The organism is Natrialba aegyptia DSM 13077, assembly GCF_000337535.1.
Lineage (GTDB): Archaea > Halobacteriota > Halobacteria > Halobacteriales > Natrialbaceae > Natrialba > Natrialba aegyptia.
The window spans coordinates 40,332-55,848 of the sequence record NZ_AOIP01000031.1 but is presented as its reverse complement, the minus strand read 5'-3'; the positions used below and the strand labels follow the sequence as shown (position 1 = coordinate 55,848).

The window sequence follows — 15,517 nt, the reverse complement described above, 5'->3', positions numbered from 1 at the left end:
GTGAGCGTTGAATGCACTTGCCAACCATTAATAACTGGCTTGCGTCACGTTACCGGCCGCTTTATCATGTGGCGTGGAAGCAACCAACAACTAGCAGGCGTTACAGCGTGTAGATTTCGCCGTCAAGCGCCAATGGCTCCTCGAAGGCCTCGGCTTCCGGATAGAAGTGTGCGAGGTGGACCAGGCGAGTTCGTGTCGCGTTTAGTTCGTCGGCGAGCGCCAGCGCCCCCTCGCGGGTCATATGTTTCGTCCCGAACGTGCGGGCCACGCCGTCGTCGTTCTCGTGTCGGCCGCCGATCGGATGTGCATCACAAAGCGCCGCAGGAACGATGGCGTCTGCGAGGAGCAAGTCCGGCTCGGCGAGAACCTCGCGCGAGCGGTCGGGGACGGCGTAGCTCGTATCCCCCGACAGTGATAGTTTCGCACCGGTTTCCGGATCCTCGATGGCGAGTCCGTAACAGATCAGCGGGGGATGGTCCACCGGAACGAGCGTCACGTCGAACCCGCAGATCCGGACGGATTCGAGCGGCGTCGTCGGAACGACCGTGATGGGATCGAGGTAGTCGTAGTCGTTGGCCACCGTTTCCGCGACGCTCTCGCCCGTCTGCGGGTCCGTCTCGTTTGCCGCGTACACGTCGAGTTCATCGAGTACGCGAAAGACGTTGCCGAGGCCGTCGAGGTGGTCGAAGTGGATGTGGGTGATGATGGCGGCGTCGGGAAGCGGAACGGACTCGCGAAGGAACTGGTAGCGAAAGTCGGGACTAAAATCGACGAGCAGCGCCTCGCCGGTGCGCTCGTTCTCGACGTGGACCGAAAAGCGGGTTCGCTCGACGCCGCGCTCTCGGGCGGCCTCGCACGTATCACAGTCGCAACCCACGGTCGGCGTGCCGGTGGTATCGCCGGTTCCGAGGAGGGTGACGCGCATCAGCGGTTCCCCTCGGGTGGCACGGCTGTGGTCGCGGGCGTGCTTGTCCTCGAGAGCGAGCCGAGACTACAACCGCCGAGGCAACGCGGCGAGTTACCGCTCGTTGCTCTCCGGAGTCGGCGAGATGAACTCGGTCCCCTCCGCGATGGCCCGTTCGATGAACGGATGGTCTTCGTTCGCTTCGAACCGTTCGATCGGCAGAACGTGTACCGTGAGAACGATCTCGTGTTCGAGCGCGACATCGTGTGCGAGTTCAGTGAGTGCGCGCTCGCAGTCCGTCTCCTCGTCTGCTCCTGTCGCCACCTCGTCGTCCTCGATACCGACGAGCAAATCGGCTTCCGTCTGGAGGGTACTGTCACCGCGGACGGCCGGGCCGAACGCGATGAGGCGACGAATCGACTCGCTGAACTCGGTTCGAACGCGGGCGGCGATGCGCTCGATCGGATCGTCAGTTCGTGCGGCTTTCCCGGGCTGTGTGTCCTGTCCGGTTGGTGTCCGTTGGGCAGTCTGGGCAGTCTGGGAAGTTTGGGAAGTCTGAGTAGTCTCGGCGGTCTCAAAAGGCAACCCATCATCGGTCATCGCCTGCACATTCGAAGCCATCGCATAAAGGCTGTTCCCCGCAGCCGTTGCCGACTCTCGGACTCTCACGCGCAGTCGACGAAACGAGTGTCAGACGGCCGATTAGTGGTCGTGATCGTGGTCGTGATCGTGGTCGTGGTCGTCGTGGTCGTGATCATGATCGTGCCCGCCGTCACTCGCCTTTCCGATATCGCCACCCGCGACGAGCGCGTCGTGGTCGCCCTCGATCATGTCCATGTTCTTCAGATTATCCCGCTCTTCGAACTCCTCGACCGCGTTGAGGAGGTCCTCCTGGGTCAGCGTCGTCCGGTCCTCGGTCAACGCCTCGAGCACCGCCTCGCGAAGCACCATCCGGAGGTCGCTGCCGGTCAGCCCCTGCGTCGACTCGGCGATGAGTTGCGGATCGAACTCCTCGATGTCCATCGTGCGCGTGATAACCTGCAGAATGTCCGCGCGCATGCCGTAGTCCGGCTTCGGGAAGTTGATGATCTCGTCGAAGCGCCGCCAGGCCGCGTCGTCCAGTTGGTCGGGGTGGTTCGTCGCCCCGATCAACAACACGTCGTCCTCGATCAGCGAAATGTTGTCGATGCTCTTGAGCAACGTATTGACGGCGCGCTTGAGCGCCGCGTGCTCGTCGCTGCGGCGAGTCTTGGCCACGAAGTCGAACTCGTCGATAAAGAGGATACACGGCGAGAGGCGCTTTGCTACCTCGAAGGTCTTGTCGACGTTTTTGGCCGTCTCGCCCAGGTACTGGGACGTGATCATCGAGAGTTTGACCTCGACGAACGGCAGGTCCATATCCCGCGCCAGCGCCTGTGCAGTCGAGGTCTTGCCAGTTCCCGGCGGGCCGACGAACAGCAACTTGCCGATCTCTCGAAGGCCGATCTCGGCGAGGTAATCCCGGTGTTCGATCGCCTTCGAAATCTTGTCGATTTCGGCCTCCTGATCCCCGGTGAGGACCAGGTCGTCGAGCGTCACATCGACCTCTTCGGGTGCGCGTACGTCGACGAGGTCGAGCATGTCCTCGTCGTCCTCGTCGTCGAAGTACTCCTCGAGCAGGCTGTCGATCCAGACCCGATCCGCCTGAATCGGTCGGTTCCGTTCCCTGGCTTCTTCGTGGCTCACTTCGCCGTCGAACGCCTCGTGATCCTCGAAGTGCTTCGCCAACGTCGGGTTCTCTTGCAATCGCTCCGTCTCGACGCGCTCTGCGAACCACGATTCGGCCATCTCCTGCTGAGTGAGCGAAATCGAGCCGGAGAACTCGTCGCGCTCGGTGAACATCAACTCGGAGACGGCATCCCACGGTCGGTCGACGCCCGTCGCCTCGCGCGCGGTACTATTCGTCGCCGAGAGCGGTCGACGAATCCCGGCGTGGCGGCGACCGGCGTTCGCACTCCCGCTCCCGCCAGCGCCGCCGGTACCATCGTCGCCGCTCTCCTCGCCGTCACCGCTCTCATCGACGCCACCGGTCCAGAATACCCGGCGGAACGACGGCGGAAGATCGTTCTCGTCAAGCGTCCTGTCGTCCGAATACACGCTCGTCGTGAGCAGAAACTCCACGACATCGAGCGCCGCATTACTCATTCGGTCATCGTATTCACCACACGCTCTTAACAGCGTCGTCACGCAATCGTCACGTACCCGGGCACACGACAGTCCCCATCAGAGACTTTCCCCAGAACGCGACGACCCCTCTCGTCGCAGCGTGCGGCGCTACCGCTCGCCGGGAAACGACCTCGCGACAGCTACATCGTCACACGTCTTTCAGCTCTCGGACCGCGACCCGGCACAACGACTTTCGTCCCCCGGCCCACACCCATCCGTATGGACGTACTCGTGGGACTCGGCGGCAGCGACGAATCGATCAAAACGCTCCGCCAAACGATCGACCGAACACAGGCCGTCGGCGACGACCTCACCGTCGCCATCCTCGAGAAACCCGAGGCCAAACGCAGTCAGGACGAAATGTACGAGCAGGCCGACACACTACTCACCGAGGCCGACATCGACGCCGAACTCGTCCGGCTCGAAGGAGACCCCGGCAGCGCCCTCGTCGACTACACGGAACAGGGCGAGTTCGACCAACTCGTCATCGGCGGCGGCACCCTCAGCCCGATGGGAAAAATTCAACTCGGCCCGATCACCGAGTTCGTCCTGCTGAACTCGCCGACGACGGTCAAACTGGTGCGATAACAATGGAGCCGACGCGAATCTACCCCGACGACCGCTCGGGACCGTTTCCGTCGCCACCGACGACGATCGACGACCGAGAGGGCCGCCCGATCGAGATCCGGGCCGCCGACGATCTGACGACTGAACTCGAGGACGTCGTCGCGATGTACGACGAGTTCGATCCGAGCGATCGAGCGCAGGGGATTCCGCCCACGGGAGAAGAGCGGATTCGGGACTGGCTCGAAACGATCGCCGAGGAGAGCGTCAACGTGATTGCGCGCCACGATGGGGCCGTCATTGCCCACGCGACGCTCGTGCCGGACGTGGACGAACCGGCGGCGATCGAAGAGCGAAACGAGATCGAATGGGAACTCGCGATTTTCGTCCTGCAGGCGTACCAGCGGGCGGGGATCGGGACGCAGCTACTGGAGCATCTGCTCGGGCACGCGAGCGACGTGGGTATCGAGCGGGTCTGGTTGACCGTCGAGCGGTGGAACAATCCGGCGATTGCGCTCTACGAGCGGGTCGGATTCGAGGCGACGGGGTCGGAGAGTTTCGAGCAGGAGATGGCGATCGTGCTGGAGGGCGAGGACGGGAGCGGATAATCTCTCCTGAAACGTGCGGCTCAGACGGAGAGCACCGGCTGGCTCGCGTAGGAAAGGACGTACTCGGCGACTTTTTCGAGCACTTCGGCGGATGCGGTGTCGGTCACGGGTTCGCGCGGCAGGACGATGAAGTCGGCGTCGATATCGTCTGCAGTGTCGAGAACGACGTTCCCCGGGTGTCGCGTCTTCCGGGTCTGTGAGAAGCCGTCGTCGATCGATGTCGAGAGGGGGACATCGCCATCGGCGGCGATCGACTGGATGTCTTCGAGAAAGCCCTGGCTGCTGTCTGCGACCTCGGTTTCGTCGACGGTGCCGGCGTCCATTCCGCGGATAACCCCCCGACCGAGGATGTACAGGACGTGGACGGAGGCGTCGTAGCGGTTTGCGATGGCGACGGCGTACTCGACGGCGGTCGCGGATTCGTCGCTGCCGTCGACGGGAGCGAGAACGGTATCGACGGCAAACGGCTCGCTGTCGTCCATGCGGGGAGATGTGAGCGCAGTCGACAAAAAGGCTCGGCCCGGTAGCAGGCTGGTAGAACCGATTCGTTCGGCGGGCGATCAGCCGTCTTGCAACTGCTCGATGCGATCGAGTGCGGCCTGTTCGTGTTCCTCGGAGTGGCCTTCGGAAACGGCGTAGAAGGCGGCTCCGAGTACGCACCAGAGCAGGACGATCGCCCACTCGTAGGGCCACAGCAGCGCGGATTGACCGCCGGGTAAGTAGAGGTAGACGAAGAAGACGGTTAGTCCCAGTCCGAGGAGCCCAACGGCCGTGCCGCCCGGGACCTCGTACGGGCGGTTCATGTCGGGTTCGCGGAAGCGCAGAACGAGGAAGGAGACGGCGACGAGGAGCCAGGCGACGACGATGCCGAGTCCGCCGGCGTTGACGACCCAGGTGAGCATCTGCTCGCCGAACAGCGGTGCGAGCGCGGAGAGGCCGCCGATGAAGAGGATCGCGTTACTCGGCGTGTTGTACTCGGGGTGGATCTTCGCGAACGGTTCCGGGAGCATTCCGCTCTCGGCGAGCGCGAAGATGGCGCGGCTGCCGCCGATGATGAAGGCGTTCCAGCTGGTGAGGATGCCCGCAACGCCGGCGAGCGCCATGAGCTGTCCGATCGTCTGACTGTTGAACAGTGCAGCCATCGCTTCGGCGGCCGGGAGCGTACTATCGACGAGTTCAGCGCCGGGAAGGGCGCGGCTGGCACCCCAGATGACGGCGATGTAAAACAGCGTCGCCAGGCCGACGGCGGCGATGACGAGGAGGCCGAGCGAGCGCGGGGAAACGTCGGCTTCTTCGGCCGATTGGGGGATGACATCGAAGCCGACGAACATGAACGGCGTCTGGAGGATGACGGCGAAGATGCCGGCGGTGCCGGCGGTGAACGCGGGGTCGGGGGAGGGAGAGCCGTTGCCGATCGCGCCGGCGATGAGGACGGCACCGGCGAGCGCGATCACGAGGGTCATGATGATCTGGAACTGGACAGCGGGGCGGATGCCGACGTAGTTCAGGGCCGTGATGAAGACGGTGCCGAGGACGCCAACGAGGATCCAGGTGCCGTAGACGGGGTCGCCGGCGACCGACCAGAGTTCGATCGCGTCGAAGCCGGGGACGAGAAAGGCCATCGCGGAGGGCAAGGCGACGGCTTCGAAGGCGACGACGGTGACGTAGCCGAAGACGATCGCCCACGTACAGACGAACGCCCCGAGGGGTCCGAGCGCACGTAAACTGTAGACGTGTTCGCCGCCGACGAGCGGCATCGCGGAGGCGAGTTCACCGTAGAGGATGGCGACGACGCCGACCATGACGCCGCCGATGACGAAGGCGACGATCGCGCCGAGGGGGCCGCCCTGGTCGATCCACGTGCCCGAGAGGATGATCCAGCCCCAGCCGATCATGGCCCCGAACGCGAGGACTAACGTATCCCGTTTGGACAGCGTGCGCGCGAGTCCGGTTTCGGTAGTGTCTGACATACACGTGCCAATAAGATCAATTGCATAAAATTCTATCGCTACTGGCGTTATTAGACATCGTTCTACATTCTATGTGAGAAAGAGACCATAGACAACCAAAACCATCGATTCGATCTATCGTGCAGTGAACTCGTTCTGCGTTCATTGCCAGCGAGAGAAACAATTACAGCAGTTGCGCAGACAGAGTAGAGAGAGACCAGTGTCGTCCCGGGAGGACGGACACGGGAGGAACCTACAATGAGCGATGACACAGGACGCGATACGGTCGATCTCGACGAAAAGGACGTTCGAATTCTCAAGGCCGTCGCATCGACGGGCGTCACCAGTCCCGACAAGATCCATCAGGAGACCGGCATTCCGAAATCGACGGTCCACTACCGACTCGATCAGTTGCAAGAGGCCGGCGTGCTCGAGAACGACCGCTACGACATGAACCTCGAGAAACTGGGGCTGTCGATCACGCTCGTCTCCGAAATCTGGGCGACCTTCGACGAGGGGTATCACCAGACGGTCGGCGAGAAACTCACCGCCATCGAAGGCGTCAACCAGGTCTACTTCACGATGGGCGAGACGGACTTCGTCGTCATCGCCCACGTTCCGAACCGGCAGATGGTCGAGTCGCTCGTCGCCGACTACGAGGCCATCGACGAGATCCGCCGCACGAGTTCGAAGTTCGTCATCACGACGCTCAAAGACGAGCCCCTGGCGGTCAACGACTTCGAGTACGAGACGCTCGTGAACGCGCTCACCGACGCCGAACTCGACGACGATACCGCCGAGTGACGCCGCAGGGGTGCGAACGGAGAATTGGTCGGGGGCCGTGACTTTATACCGGCCGCCGTCCAACCACCGGCCATGTTCGATACCGTCGTCGTCGCTACGGACGGCTCCGACAGCGTCACGCGGGCCGTCGACGTTGCGCTCGACCTCGCGGACCGGTTCGACGCCGAAGTCCACGCCCTCTCGGTCGTCGACGCCAGCGAAGTCGACGCCTCCCCACAGCAACTTCGGGACGAACTCCGGACCGCGCTGGAGACGACCGCCGACGCCGCGCTCGCGACCGTCGAGAACCACGCAGACCACGCGGTCACGACCGCAACTCGGGAGGGACGTCCGGCAGTCGAAATCTGCGAGTACGCCCGCGAGGTCGACGCCGACGTCGTCGCGACCGGCACGCGCGGTCGTCACGGCGAGAACCGGCTGTTACTCGGCAGCGTCGCCGAACGAATCGTCCGCACCTCGCCGGTTCCGGTGCTGACGGTGCGACAGCTCGAATCCATGCAACAGCCCGACGAGGACGCGGACGAGTCGACGGCCCCCGTCTGAGCGCCCGTCACTGTCACGTCACAATCCGTCTCCGCATCCAGCCCCCGACGGGCCACCGGAGACCAGCGAGTACTTCCCCCTTCACATCCGACTAGTCGCCATGTACGACGAACTCATCGACAGCGGCGACCTCCCGCTCGCCCGCAAGTCGGTCCTGCCGGGCACCGGCTTCTTCCTCCCCGACGAACTCGAGGAGGACATCGAAGACGAACAGATCGAAGCCGTACTCGAGGGAGCCGACGCCGCCGTTATCGCGGACCCCGACGCCGACGGCCTCGCCTGCGTCGCGCTGATTCGAGAAGCCTACGACGACGTGCAGGCCGTCCCGGAACCGGACCCCGGGGGGAACGACGACGGCGAGGTCGCGGACGCGGTCGACGACGCCGACGAAGCAAACATCGCACTCGCCACCGGGGACGCCGACAAACCGCTCGAGGAACCCGAGCCAACACCTCACTCCGTCGCGCTCGTCCCCGCCAGCCCCCACAACGTCGAGGACGCACTCGCCCGCGTCGCCCAGTTCGGCCCCGACGGCATCGACCTCTTCGTCTGCGACCTCTGTCCCGACCGCTACGAGTACGTCGAGGCCGAACTCGATGCCGCGCTCGAAACCGCCGACAGCGTCGCCTGGTACGACCACCACCAGTGGGACGACGACGTAGCCGCGGCCGTGCGAGAGGCCGGCGCTGAACTCGTCGTCGGCGACTCCGACGAGGAGTGTACCGCCGACGTGGTCTACCGCTCGCTCGAGTTCGAGTTCGACCAGATGTACGAAGAACTCGCGGCGGTGACGCGGGATCACGACCTCTGGTTGCGCGAGGATCCGCGCAGCGACGATCTGGCGGACTACGCCTACTGGACCGATCCGGCGGAGTACGTGGAGGTCGTCCGCGAGTTCGGCGTCGACCTGCCCGCCTGGGTCGAGGAGTTCATCGCGGAGCGGCGGGTCGAAAAGGAACAACTGATCGAGCAGGCGCTCGGGCGGGCCGAGTTCCGCGAGATCGGCGGCTACACGGTCGGGATCACCTACGGTCGGTGTTCGCAGAACGAGGTGGCCGAGGCGATGCGCGAGGACGGAGCCGACGCGTCGGTGATCGTCAAGCCCGCCGGCTCCGCGTCGATCCGCGGCACGGACGAGTTCGACCGCTGCCACGAGGTTGCGGGGAAGGTAAACGGCGGCGGCCACCCGAAGGCGGCGGGCTGTAAGCCCGATATCTACGACGACATGCTCGATTACGCGACCCACTGGACGTCTCGCGGTGCGGTGACGAAACAGGTGATCCTCGATGCGTTCCGGACCGTCGTCACTGAGGAAGCCAACGAGGGAGACGACGAATAGGGTGAACGCGACGACCCGCTACTCCTGGGAGAGCACGTACCGCAACACGAGCTGGAGCACGTGGACGAAGACGCCGGCCACGGCGATGTAGACGCCGATCGTCTGCAGGCCGATTGAGGCGTTCCGGTTGTCCCTGACCTGCCAGATTTCGTAGCCGAGTCGAAGCAGAAAGCCCAGGAATACCAGCACGAAGCCGACGAGCAGCAACTCCGGAAGGACGAAACTTCCGATTGCGATGACGCCGATGCCACCGAGGAACGCGAAGTTGGCGAACTTGCCCCAGTGCTCGAAGGTCGTACTGCGCGCGTAGACGTACCCCGAGATCAGCGCCGTGACGACGGCGACGACGACCGCCGTCAGTCCGAGAATCTGAAGTTGTGCGTCTGCAGGGGCGACCGAGAGGACGCCGGCCCCGAAGACGCCGAACGCGAGTTGCAGGAGAACCATTCCGACGAACGCGATTCCCGTGTCGCCATTGGTGACGCCGCGTTCCGCGACGAGCTGGCCGCCGGTGATCGCCGCACCGTAGACGACCACGCCGAGAATCGGCGCGATGCCGAACAGGTAGTCGTTGACGACAGCGAGCGGCGTCGCCACGAAGGCGTACATCAACGCGACGTTGATCGCCATCAGCACGCTCGCACCGCCGATGACGCGCACCTCTCGGCCCGAGAGGCCGAATCCCCGCGCCGTCTCGTGTGGGGTTTCGACGGAACTCATGTGTCGTGCGTACCTCGCCCGCGGGGAAAAGGCTGCACCTTACAGGCGGCCGCCGAGCGGACGACAACCGGTCGAGTTCAGCGTCGATCCCGGCACGACCGACCCGCCGGACCGACGGTCGCGGCCGAAAGACTGTCGGCACCGCCACGGAAAGACTCGCTATCTGCGATGGCACTCCTAGACGACCTCTCCGGTTACGAGTTCGAGGATCTGATGGTCGACGTGTTCCGTCACCGCGGCTACGAGAACGTCAGCCAGTCAGCACGGACGGCGGACGAAGGACGGGACATTCTGATGGAGGAGGTCGTCGACGGCCGACGGCGCGCGGTCGTCGTCGAGTGCAAGCACACCGATACCGTCAGCCGCCCCGTCGTCCAAAAACTCCACTCCGCGGTCGCGACCTACGACTACGGCGGCCCGAAACGAGGCATGGTCGCGACGACGGGGCGGTTCACCGGCCCGGCCCGAGAGTACGCGCAGGAACTCGGCACCGAGAGCGACGGGGGCGTCGAACTCGTCGACGGTACGGACCTGCGCGAAATCGGCGAGGAGATCGGGATGGACCTCTACAACGGCCGCATCGAGATCCTCTGCGACGAGGCACTCGCCCCGTTCCCTCCCAACACGGGCCCTGCAGCGCCCGTCTTCGACGTCGTCCGCGAGATCGAGAACATCGACCCCGCCACGATTCCGACGCCCGAGACGAGCGTCACGTTTCAGCCGATGGTCTCCATCTCGGCCAGCACGAGCGCCACCTTCGAAACGTCGGTCGGCGTTATCCACAGTCTGAACGAGACGACCGAACTAGTCGTCCACGCCGCCGACGACGAGCCGCGCGTCGCACGCGGCGAGCGCAGCGCCCTCGTCACGAACCGGGCCGCACCGCGCATCGATCTCGAGGATCGCCGGACTGAACTCGACGCGGCCGTCGACGCGGCCGTCGACGCGGCCGTCGACGCGGCCGTCGACGCGGTCGAGCGCGAGCGATTCGGCCGAACCGAAACGGCGTACAAAGAGTGGGCGGTCGACCGGCTCCGACAGGCCCACACGACGACGGTTCACTACACCGGCGACAACAACGTCGACTACGAGAAAACCTGCACGCCCTCGCGCTCGGACGTGTCGATCCGGTCGATCGACCCCATCTACCTCCCGCGAGTTCACTCGCGCGTCGAACTCGGGGAGTACGCGTATCGCTACGAGTTCGACGCGGCCGGGTCGGCACGGTCGACGACCAGGAACGACTTCCGGGAGTGCGTCCACTGTGGGGCGGACGGCATCGACGCGACCTACACGTACTGTGCGAACTGCGGCAGCATCAACTGCGACGACCACATCGAGACGGAGCGAGTCGAGCACGAGCCGGTCTGTACCGGCTGTGCGGTCACCGAACGGTTCGCGCTGCGCCGGAAGTACTTCTACGACGAGGCGAATCGGGAGGCGTTCCGCGAGGAGTATGCGGCGATGGCGGTTCACGAGAAGGCCATGGAGAACGTTCCCCTGGCTGTGGGAAGCGTGCTTGCGCTCTTGGTCGCCTGCATCGTCGTCGGGAGTTCGGTCGGCGTCCTGTGAGTGGGGTCACCGCGCGGGTCCGGGTTCTCAGGCGTCGGACCAGCACCAGCACCAGCGGTCGCCGCGTTCGGGGGCGCTCGCATCGAAGCCGTCGGCACGGAGCTCCGCTGCGAAGTCCGCACAGCGGTCGCCGTGATTCACGAGGATCGTCTCGTCCCGGTAGGACTCGATGAACTCGAGTAAGCCCGCTCGGTCGGCGTGGGCGGAGAAGTCGAACTGTTGGACCCGGGCGCTAACGGGCATCCGCCGGCCGTCGATCTCGGCACTGCCAGTGTCGAGCAGGTCGCGGCCGGGCGTTCCCTCGACCTGGTAGCCGGTCATGGCGATCTTGTTGACGGGATTCGAGCGGATCGCCGGGACGTAGGTCATCGCGGGACCGCCGTGGAGCATCCCGCTGGTCGTTATAATCGCCGTGTTCTGCTCCGCAATGCGCTTGCGCTGGCCGTCGCGGCCAGTGACGAATCGGGCGTGGGATTTCGCCCGCTGAAGCGCGTCTGCGTCGCGGACGAACGTTGGGTGGTGCTGCAGCATCTCCGTGATTCGTTTTCCCATCCCGTCCACGTAGCAGGGAATATCGTGTCGCTCGCAGATCAGTAGCATCTCCTGGGTGCGTCCGATAGCGAAGGCGGGGATCACGACGGTGCCGCCCTCCCAGAGTGTCCGCTCGACGCTTTCGACGAACCGGCTTTCGACCGTCGATCGTTCCTCGTGTTCGACGTCGGAATAGGTGCTCTCACAGACCACCACGTCGGCGTCGGGGCGGGCGGTCGTGGCGGACACTAACTGCTGGTCGTCAGTGTGGAAATCGCCCGTATAGAGTAGTCGAGTCTCCCCGTCGTCAACAAGCACGTGTGCCGAGCCGGGGATGTGACCGGCGTCGAAAAACGTCACCTCGTGGCCAGCGGCCTCGAACGTCTCGCGATAGCCGTGGGTCTTCGAGACCTGCGTCACACGCTGAACGTCCGTCTCGGTGAACGGACACTGGAGAGTGCCCCCGTGCAGTTTCAACGTGTCCCGCGCGAGGGTTAGTGCGAGCTCGCGCGTCGGCGGCGTCCAGTGGATCGGCGGCCGGGCGCTGCCGCTCAGCAGCGACGGGATCGTTCCCACGTGGTCGAGGTGGCCGTGGCTCGCCACGACCGCTTCCGGGTCGACGTCGCCCGGGAACTGCGGCGGGTCCTCCGATTTCATTCCGTAGTCGAGCAGGAGTCGGCCGTTGACGAGAATCGCGCTCCGGCCAACTTCTCCCGCACCGCCCAGAAACCGAATATCCATCGTCGACACGTAACGATTCCGCCCGCTTGACGCCATCGGTTGATCGGAACAAACGCTCCTGATGACCTGCCCGAGACTCTCGATTGGGTCGTTCGTCCAGGTGGTCGTCTCGTTATCGCTGACTGGTCAGCTAAGGGAATTGAAGAAACAGGTCCACTCATAGACGAACGATTTACTGCCGAAGAGACAGTTCCTCGCTCCGGGATCGCGACTTCAAAATTCGACATCAAGCGACACGAACTGAGGCGTTCATTCTCGTCGGAGTTCGAAAATAGAGAGATCAGCTTTCGACGGTCGGCGTCTGTCTGGACGTGCCGCCGTATTTTTCGCTGAATTCACCGGTGAGTTGGCCCATTTGTGCGTACCAGTCGTTGAGCATCCGCTGCATCTCCTGGGCGATCTCGTCGGCGATTACGTCAACGGTGAGCGGCTCGTCGGCTTCGTTTAGTAGTCGGAACACGTCTTTGTCGATTTCTTTGAGGTTGTGGAAACAATCCAGCAGGCCCTCACACCGCATATCCCGCCGAAGCATTTCACTCATCGAGTCGGGCATAAGTTATAGGTATTAGGTATTACCTATACAAATTATTTGTATAGCCACCACAATACTGCACCAATCTATGACGATACGAGCCGAACCCATATTCCGGTTCACTCCTGCCGAAGTACACAGATTAGAGCGAGCACGATCGGAGTGCTAACCACGATCGTCGCACCGGAGAAGAGTTCGAGGTACACCGTATTAAATGCCTCAATACCGAGCGAGTTAGTCCGTTCTCTGGATCACCCAGTATCAGGTGATTCCGTAGGTCCATCGACGGTTAGCTGGAAGCAGTTTCGGTCACGTCGTCGATCGTGTTCGAGCGAAGTGTTCGCCAGTAGCCCTGTGCGTACGCGCCGAGGAACATTCCGAAGACCGCCCACAGGATCGGATAGTTACCGATACCGACGCTCGCGTATGCGGCTCCGGGGCAGATTCCTGAGACTCCCCAACCGACGCCGAAGATTGTCCCTCCGATGACGACGTTGCGGTCGAACTCCTTTACTCGGCGCGTGTACTCGCTAGCCGTCAACGGCGCCTGATCGAGATAGCGGGTGGCGACGGCGAACGTGACCCCCGTCACGACGGCTGCACCACCCATGACGAACAAGAGGCCGAAGTCCTCGAACTGGAGGAAGTCTAGTACGACCTCGGGGCGAGCCATGCCGCTGATCGCGAGGCCGAAGCCGAAGATCAGCCCACCTACGTAGATTATCGGCATGAACAACGGGCTACGGCGGGTGCCGCTCATGGTGCCACCCCCATCGCTTGGACGAGTTGGGCTGTCCCGATCGCGATAGCGAGGAACGTCGCCACGTTCACCAGCGAGGTGTTCGAGAGCGAGCCGACGCCGCAAACGCCGTGGCCCGACGTGCAACCTTTGCCGAGGCGCGTCCCGACGCCGACGAGAAAGCCGCCGCCGAGCAACCGCCACCACTGGACCTCGGTCGTCCAGATCGCTCCTTGAAAGAGGACGGCGTAGACAGCGGCGCCGGTGACGATGCCCGCCGTGAATACGAGTCGCCAGTCTCGCGACTGGACGTACTTGAACCGGTTGTACCGGGGCACGTCGGAGACGTACGACAGCGTCGACTCGAGGAACGTGCTCGCGCCGGCGATGATCCCCGTGGCGAGGTAGATGACTGCGACGCCGAGTCCGACGAGCAGTCCGCCGAAGAGATACGGCAGGATCCCTCGCGGGAAGAGTTCACCGAGCGCGAACAACGGTGTGAATTCGCTCATCTTAGTTCAGTAGCCCCTGCTCGCCGGCTGCGCAGTTGTTCGGCCCGAGTTCGAGCTCGAACGCTTCCTCGTCGTCGGGCGATTCCCGACCGAGGTTGGTGGCGATGATCTCTTCGTAGTTGGCCGGTCGCGGCGGCATGTCCGAGGCGGTGAACTCGACGAACGACTCTTCGTCCATCGACAGTGCGTCCATCGTGTCTCGCAGTTCACCGAGTACAGCGGTGTACGTGCCGTCCTCGTTTGGCGTTGCGGAATCGCTGAAGTGCGCAGGTGCGATGATCGTATCGTCAGACTGCATCACCACCTTCTCGGTCAGCGATTCGTAGAGCGTCCTCGCGGCGTCTTGCGCTGCCTCGGGGTTTTCGAGGTCAGGACGTGCGACACTTTCGGTGAATAGTCCGTCACCGGTAAACAGGACGTTCCCAACCTTGTATGCGGTCATTCCCGTCGTGTGGCCGGGCGTGTGATACACGTCGATCTCGATGTCTCCGACTGTGAGCGCGTCGCCGTCTTCGACGGTTTCGTACCGGCGGTCGTACTCGAAGCCGCGCGCCGCAGCTGCTTCGGGCATAATCGCAGTTGCGTCTGTCCGCTCGGCGACCGCCCGAACTCCAGAGACGTGATCTGCGTGAACGTGCGTGTCGATCGCGTACGAGAGTTCTGCATCGAGATTTCGAGCGTCTTGGGTATAGTCGTCAGTGAACGCTCGTAGCGGGTCGATGACTGCGGCTTCACCGTCCGAAACGACGAGATACGCGAGACAGCCACTCGACGGACGCTGGTACTGCACGATCGTCGCATCGGTCTCGACGTCGAGTTCAGTGTACTCGCAGATGCGCGCCCAGCCCTTCATCCCGCGTTCGAGATGGTTGACGTCGTACCCTTCTTCCTCGAGACTTTCGGCGACCATCTCGCTGGAACCGCCTTTCGCACACAGGACTGTGATCTGCTGTTCTTCGGGAAGCTCTGCGAGGAGTTGCTCCGGGAGGCCGTCCAGCAGTTGGAAGTAGGGGTAATTCACGATCTCGACGTTCTCACCGTCGATGTGCCACTCCTCGAAGTCGCTCTCAGAGCGAGCGTCGAGGATGAATGTGTCCTCACCGCTGTCGATTTGCTCTTTCAGGTCCTTCGGCGTGATCGATGCGACTGCGTCCTCGGCGTCGAGAAGGTTCCCTTCGGTCATCGTCACTCCCTTCTACCAACGGCTCTCCAATAAGACTTTGCATAGTAGATCTACATCTACACAATACTATT

The 15,517-nt window shown here is 63.4% G+C and carries 17 protein-coding genes; 6 read left to right on the top strand and 11 right to left on the bottom strand.

Going from position 1 to position 15,517, the window contains the following annotated elements:
• Positions 1–100 precede the first annotated feature (100 nt).
• From C480_RS11445 to C480_RS11435, 3 genes are all read right to left on the bottom strand, one after another.
• Positions 101–925, bottom strand: coding sequence for an MBL fold metallo-hydrolase (locus C480_RS11445; protein WP_006665772.1), 825 nt, complete (start codon positions 923–925; stop codon positions 101–103).
• 93 nt (positions 926–1,018) lie between these two features.
• Positions 1,019–1,504, bottom strand: a complete 486-nt coding sequence (locus C480_RS11440; protein ID WP_006665771.1) for a hypothetical protein — start codon at positions 1,502–1,504, stop codon at positions 1,019–1,021.
• 102 nt (positions 1,505–1,606) lie between these two features.
• Positions 1,607–3,088 (bottom strand): ATP-binding protein, encoded by a 1,482-nt coding sequence (locus tag C480_RS11435; RefSeq protein WP_006665770.1) that lies wholly within the window; start codon positions 3,086–3,088, stop codon positions 1,607–1,609.
• A 240-nt stretch (positions 3,089–3,328) separates the two neighbouring features.
• Here C480_RS11435 and C480_RS11430 point away from each other — a divergent pair, with 240 nt between their 5' ends.
• Positions 3,329–3,697, top strand: a complete 369-nt coding sequence (locus C480_RS11430; RefSeq protein WP_006665769.1) for a universal stress protein — start codon at positions 3,329–3,331, stop codon at positions 3,695–3,697.
• Between the two features lie 2 nt (positions 3,698–3,699).
• A complete protein-coding gene (locus C480_RS11425) occupies positions 3,700–4,281 on the top strand; it encodes a GNAT family N-acetyltransferase (RefSeq protein ID WP_006665768.1) in 582 nt (193 codons plus the stop codon).
• A 20-nt stretch (positions 4,282–4,301) separates the two neighbouring features.
• Here C480_RS11425 and C480_RS11420 read toward each other — a convergent pair whose 3' ends face one another.
• On the bottom strand, positions 4,302–4,763 hold the full coding sequence (locus C480_RS11420; protein WP_006665767.1) for a universal stress protein: 462 nt from the start codon (positions 4,761–4,763) through the stop codon (positions 4,302–4,304).
• A 78-nt stretch (positions 4,764–4,841) separates the two neighbouring features.
• On the bottom strand, positions 4,842–6,251 hold the full coding sequence (locus C480_RS11415) for an APC family permease (RefSeq protein WP_006665766.1): 1,410 nt from the start codon (positions 6,249–6,251) through the stop codon (positions 4,842–4,844).
• A gap of 237 nt (positions 6,252–6,488) precedes the next feature.
• On the opposite strand from C480_RS11415, the gene C480_RS11410 reads away from it, so the two are divergent.
• From C480_RS11410 to C480_RS11400, 3 genes are all read left to right on the top strand, one after another.
• Positions 6,489–7,034 (top strand): Lrp/AsnC family transcriptional regulator, encoded by a 546-nt coding sequence (locus C480_RS11410; protein ID WP_006665765.1) that lies wholly within the window; start codon positions 6,489–6,491, stop codon positions 7,032–7,034.
• 72 nt (positions 7,035–7,106) lie between these two features.
• Positions 7,107–7,577 carry a universal stress protein gene (locus C480_RS11405; RefSeq protein WP_006665764.1) on the top strand — a complete coding sequence of 157 codons (471 nt, stop codon included), beginning with the start codon at positions 7,107–7,109 and terminating at the stop codon, positions 7,575–7,577.
• A gap of 100 nt (positions 7,578–7,677) precedes the next feature.
• Positions 7,678–8,916: a DHH family phosphoesterase gene (locus tag C480_RS11400; protein ID WP_006665763.1), complete on the top strand. Its 1,239-nt coding sequence runs from the start codon at positions 7,678–7,680 to the stop codon at positions 8,914–8,916.
• A gap of 18 nt (positions 8,917–8,934) precedes the next feature.
• Here the strand turns inward: C480_RS11400 and C480_RS11395 are convergent, their stop codons facing one another.
• Positions 8,935–9,636 carry a hypothetical protein gene (locus tag C480_RS11395; RefSeq protein ID WP_006665762.1) on the bottom strand — a complete coding sequence of 234 codons (702 nt, stop codon included), beginning with the start codon at positions 9,634–9,636 and terminating at the stop codon, positions 8,935–8,937.
• Positions 9,637–9,804: 168 nt separating this feature from the next.
• On the opposite strand from C480_RS11395, the gene C480_RS11390 reads away from it, so the two are divergent.
• Positions 9,805–11,208 carry a restriction endonuclease gene (locus C480_RS11390; protein WP_006665761.1) on the top strand — a complete coding sequence of 468 codons (1,404 nt, stop codon included), beginning with the start codon at positions 9,805–9,807 and terminating at the stop codon, positions 11,206–11,208.
• 27 nt (positions 11,209–11,235) lie between these two features.
• On the opposite strand, the gene C480_RS11385 is transcribed toward C480_RS11390, so the two are convergent.
• From C480_RS11385 to C480_RS11365, 5 genes are all read right to left on the bottom strand, one after another.
• Entirely contained in the window at positions 11,236–12,480 is a 1,245-nt protein-coding gene (locus C480_RS11385) for an MBL fold metallo-hydrolase (RefSeq protein ID WP_006665760.1), read from the bottom strand.
• Between the two features lie 280 nt (positions 12,481–12,760).
• The gene (locus C480_RS11380; protein WP_006665759.1) at positions 12,761–13,033 is read right to left on the bottom strand and encodes a hypothetical protein; all 273 of its coding nucleotides are present in this window, start codon (positions 13,031–13,033) and stop codon (positions 12,761–12,763) included.
• Positions 13,034–13,301: 268 nt separating this feature from the next.
• Positions 13,302–13,772, bottom strand: a complete 471-nt coding sequence (locus C480_RS11375; RefSeq protein ID WP_006665758.1) for a YeeE/YedE family protein — start codon at positions 13,770–13,772, stop codon at positions 13,302–13,304.
• Positions 13,769–14,263, bottom strand: coding sequence for a YeeE/YedE family protein (locus C480_RS11370; protein ID WP_006665757.1), 495 nt, complete (start codon positions 14,261–14,263; stop codon positions 13,769–13,771). Before C480_RS11370 ends, C480_RS11375 begins: the two co-directional genes overlap by 4 nt.
• A gap of 1 nt (position 14,264) precedes the next feature.
• Positions 14,265–15,446 (bottom strand): MBL fold metallo-hydrolase, encoded by a 1,182-nt coding sequence (locus C480_RS11365; RefSeq protein WP_006665756.1) that lies wholly within the window; start codon positions 15,444–15,446, stop codon positions 14,265–14,267.
• Positions 15,447–15,517 lie beyond the last annotated feature (71 nt).

Bases quoted from the DNA above. Each gene is read 5' to 3' on its own strand.
- C480_RS11395 (WP_006665762.1), bottom strand. From the start codon at position 9,636: ATGAGTTCCGTCGAAACCCCACACGAGACGGCGCGGGGATTCGGCCTC.
- C480_RS11430 (WP_006665769.1), top strand. From the start codon at position 3,329: ATGGACGTACTCGTGGGACTCGGCGGCAGCGACGAATCGATCAAAACG.
- C480_RS11440 (WP_006665771.1), bottom strand. From the start codon at position 1,504: ATGACCGATGATGGGTTGCCTTTTGAGACCGCCGAGACTACTCAGACT.
- C480_RS11410 (WP_006665765.1), top strand. From the start codon at position 6,489: ATGAGCGATGACACAGGACGCGATACGGTCGATCTCGACGAAAAGGAC.
- C480_RS11415 (WP_006665766.1), bottom strand. From the start codon at position 6,251: ATGTCAGACACTACCGAAACCGGACTCGCGCGCACGCTGTCCAAACGG.
- C480_RS11420 (WP_006665767.1), bottom strand. From the start codon at position 4,763: ATGGACGACAGCGAGCCGTTTGCCGTCGATACCGTTCTCGCTCCCGTC.
- C480_RS11425 (WP_006665768.1), top strand. From the start codon at position 3,700: ATGGAGCCGACGCGAATCTACCCCGACGACCGCTCGGGACCGTTTCCG.
- C480_RS11380 (WP_006665759.1), bottom strand. From the start codon at position 13,033: ATGCCCGACTCGATGAGTGAAATGCTTCGGCGGGATATGCGGTGTGAG.
- C480_RS11390 (WP_006665761.1), top strand. From the start codon at position 9,805: ATGGCACTCCTAGACGACCTCTCCGGTTACGAGTTCGAGGATCTGATG.
- C480_RS11400 (WP_006665763.1), top strand. From the start codon at position 7,678: ATGTACGACGAACTCATCGACAGCGGCGACCTCCCGCTCGCCCGCAAG.
- C480_RS11375 (WP_006665758.1), bottom strand. From the start codon at position 13,772: ATGAGCGGCACCCGCCGTAGCCCGTTGTTCATGCCGATAATCTACGTA.
- C480_RS11365 (WP_006665756.1), bottom strand. From the start codon at position 15,446: ATGACCGAAGGGAACCTTCTCGACGCCGAGGACGCAGTCGCATCGATC.
- C480_RS11385 (WP_006665760.1), bottom strand. From the start codon at position 12,480: ATGGATATTCGGTTTCTGGGCGGTGCGGGAGAAGTTGGCCGGAGCGCG.
- C480_RS11445 (WP_006665772.1), bottom strand. From the start codon at position 925: ATGCGCGTCACCCTCCTCGGAACCGGCGATACCACCGGCACGCCGACC.
- C480_RS11405 (WP_006665764.1), top strand. From the start codon at position 7,107: ATGTTCGATACCGTCGTCGTCGCTACGGACGGCTCCGACAGCGTCACG.
- C480_RS11370 (WP_006665757.1), bottom strand. From the start codon at position 14,263: ATGAGCGAATTCACACCGTTGTTCGCGCTCGGTGAACTCTTCCCGCGA.
- C480_RS11435 (WP_006665770.1), bottom strand. From the start codon at position 3,088: ATGAGTAATGCGGCGCTCGATGTCGTGGAGTTTCTGCTCACGACGAGC.